Here is a 2,371-nt window from a genome sequence, read left to right on the forward strand (position 1 = left end):
CCTTCGAGTTCTGATCGAACCCGACCGGTTATCCAAGTCAGAGCGGCCCCTTCGCGGGCCGCTCTTTCTTTTCGGGGGGGTGCCTGGCGCCATCCAAGCCTTGTGAGGGCGCCGCCCCTCGGCTACACATCAACAAGGCAACGGGACAAAGCACTGATTATCGGGGGGCAGACGTCGTGACCGGCACATCCAGCATCAAGACCGCCGTGGCAGGCCTTGCCATTCTCACCCTTGCGGGTTGCGGCGGCTCGGGCAGTCTCGGCTCGAACCCCTTCGCATCGCTCGGCAGCATCGGCTCGGGGATCGGCACCGGAGGGGGCGAGCCCACAACCCGGCAGGCCGCGCGCGCCCGTGCCTCGGAAAACGTGGCGGTGAACCGCTATCTCTGGGCGGCCTCGCTCGATGTTCTGGATTTCCTGCCCATCGAAAGCGTGGACCCCTTCACCGGCGTGATCGACTTCGGCTATGGCACCCCGCCGGGCAGCGGCCGCGCCTATCGCGCCACCGTCTTCATCAGCGACCCCGCGCTGGACGCCCGCGCGCTGAACGTGGCGATCCAGACCCGCGGCGGCCCTGTCGCGCAGGACACGGTGCTGGCGGTCGAGGACGCGATCCTGTCGCGCGCGCGCCAGCTGCGCATCCGCGACGGCGGCCTGTAGACCCCTGCGGCCAGACGCGCTAACACCACGCCGGGCCAAGTCGCCCGGCGTTTTACTTTGCAAGGATGAAAGATGTCCCGCTACAGCCCCGCAGAGATCGAAGCCAAGTGGCAGGCCGCCTGGGACAAGGCCGGCACCTTCACCGCCCGCCGCGAGGGGGGTAGCCCCAAGTATTACGTGCTGGAGATGTTCCCCTACCCCTCGGGGCGCATCCACATCGGGCACGTGCGCAACTACACCATGGGCGACGTGATCGCGCGCTACAAGCTGGCGACGGGCCACAACGTGCTGCACCCCATGGGGTTCGACGCCTTCGGGATGCCGGCCGAGAACGCGGCCATGGCCAGTGGCGGGCATCCGCGCGACTGGACCTATGGCAACATCGACGACATGGTCGCGCAGATGAAGCCGCTGGGTTTCGGGCTGGACTGGTCGCGCATGTTCGCCACCTGCGACCCCGAGTATTACGGCCAGCAGCAGGCGCTGTTCCTCGATTTCCTGCAGGCCGGCCTGATCGAGCGCAAGAACGCCACCGTCAACTGGGACCCGGTCGACATGACCGTTCTGGCCAACGAGCAGGTGATCGACGGCAAGGGCTGGCGCTCGGGCGCCGAGGTGGAACGGCGCGAGCTGACGCAGTGGTTCTTCAGGATTTCCGACTTCTCCGAGGAGTTGCTGGAGGCACTGGATACGCTGGATGACTGGCCCGCCAAGGTGCGGCTGATGCAGTCGAACTGGATCGGCAAGTCGCGGGGGCTGCAATTCGGGTTTTCGATGGTGGACCCGCTGGGCAGCCACGACCGGGTCGAGGTCTACACGACCCGCCCCGACACGCTGATGGGAGCCTCCTTCATCGGTATCTCGCCCGATCACCCGCTGGCGAAAGAATTGGAACGCGACAACCCCGAGGTCGCCGCCTTCTGCAAGCAGGCCCGCCAGGGCGGCACCACGGAAGAAGCGCTGGAAAAGGCCGAGAAGCTGGGCTTCGACACCGGCCTGACGGTGCGCCATCCCTTCGATACCGCGTGGGAATTGCCGGTCTACATCGCCAATTTCATCCTGATGGATTACGGCACCGGCGCGATTTTCGGCTGCCCCGCCCATGACCAGCGCGATTTCGACTTCGCCACCAAGTATGGACTGCCGATCGTGCCGACCTTCCTGCCCGACGCGGATGGTTCCGAGGCCCTGACCGAGGCATTCGTGCCCGCCAAGACTGACAAGGTGCATTGGGTCCGCGGTTTCGGCTGGCCGCAGGACGCCACCGGCGAAGAGGCCGTGGAGGCCGCCATCGAGTTTTGCGAAAGCAAGGGCGTGGGCCAGGGTGTGACCCAATTCCGCCTGCGCGATTGGGGCCTTTCCCGCCAGCGCTACTGGGGCTGCCCGATCCCGGTCGTGCATTGCGACAGCTGCGGCGTGGTGCCGGAAAAGAAAGAAAACCTGCCGGTCGAGCTGCCCTATGACGAGGACGGCACGCCCATCGACTTCTCCATCCCCGGCAACCCGCTGGACCGCCACCCAAGCTGGCGCGATTGCGCCTGCCCCGCCTGCGGTGCGCCTGCCCGGCGCGAGACCGACACGATGGACACCTTCGTGGACAGCAGCTGGTATTTCGCCCGCTTCACCGCGCCGCGGGCCGACACGCCCACCGACAGGGTTGAGGCCGACTACTGGATGAACGTGGACCAGTACATCGGCGGCATCGAACACGC

2 protein-coding genes are annotated in these 2,371 nt (G+C 66.5%); both read left to right on the plus strand.

All coding sequences use genetic code 11. The annotated features are described in order from the left end of the window. The first annotated feature begins 176 nt into the window (after positions 1–176). On the plus strand, positions 177–659 hold the full coding sequence (locus tag VJ897_RS01980; RefSeq protein WP_324052757.1) for a DUF3576 domain-containing protein: 483 nt from the start codon (positions 177–179) through the stop codon (positions 657–659). A 72-nt stretch (positions 660–731) separates the two neighbouring features. Beyond that, positions 732–2,371, plus strand: a 1,640-nt coding sequence (gene leuS, locus VJ897_RS01985; RefSeq protein ID WP_324052758.1) for a leucine--tRNA ligase, incomplete at its 3' end; no start/stop codon positions are given.

The sequence above is a fragment of the Salibaculum sp. genome, assembly GCF_035270045.1.
Taxonomy (GTDB): Bacteria; Pseudomonadota; Alphaproteobacteria; order Rhodobacterales; family Rhodobacteraceae; genus Salibaculum.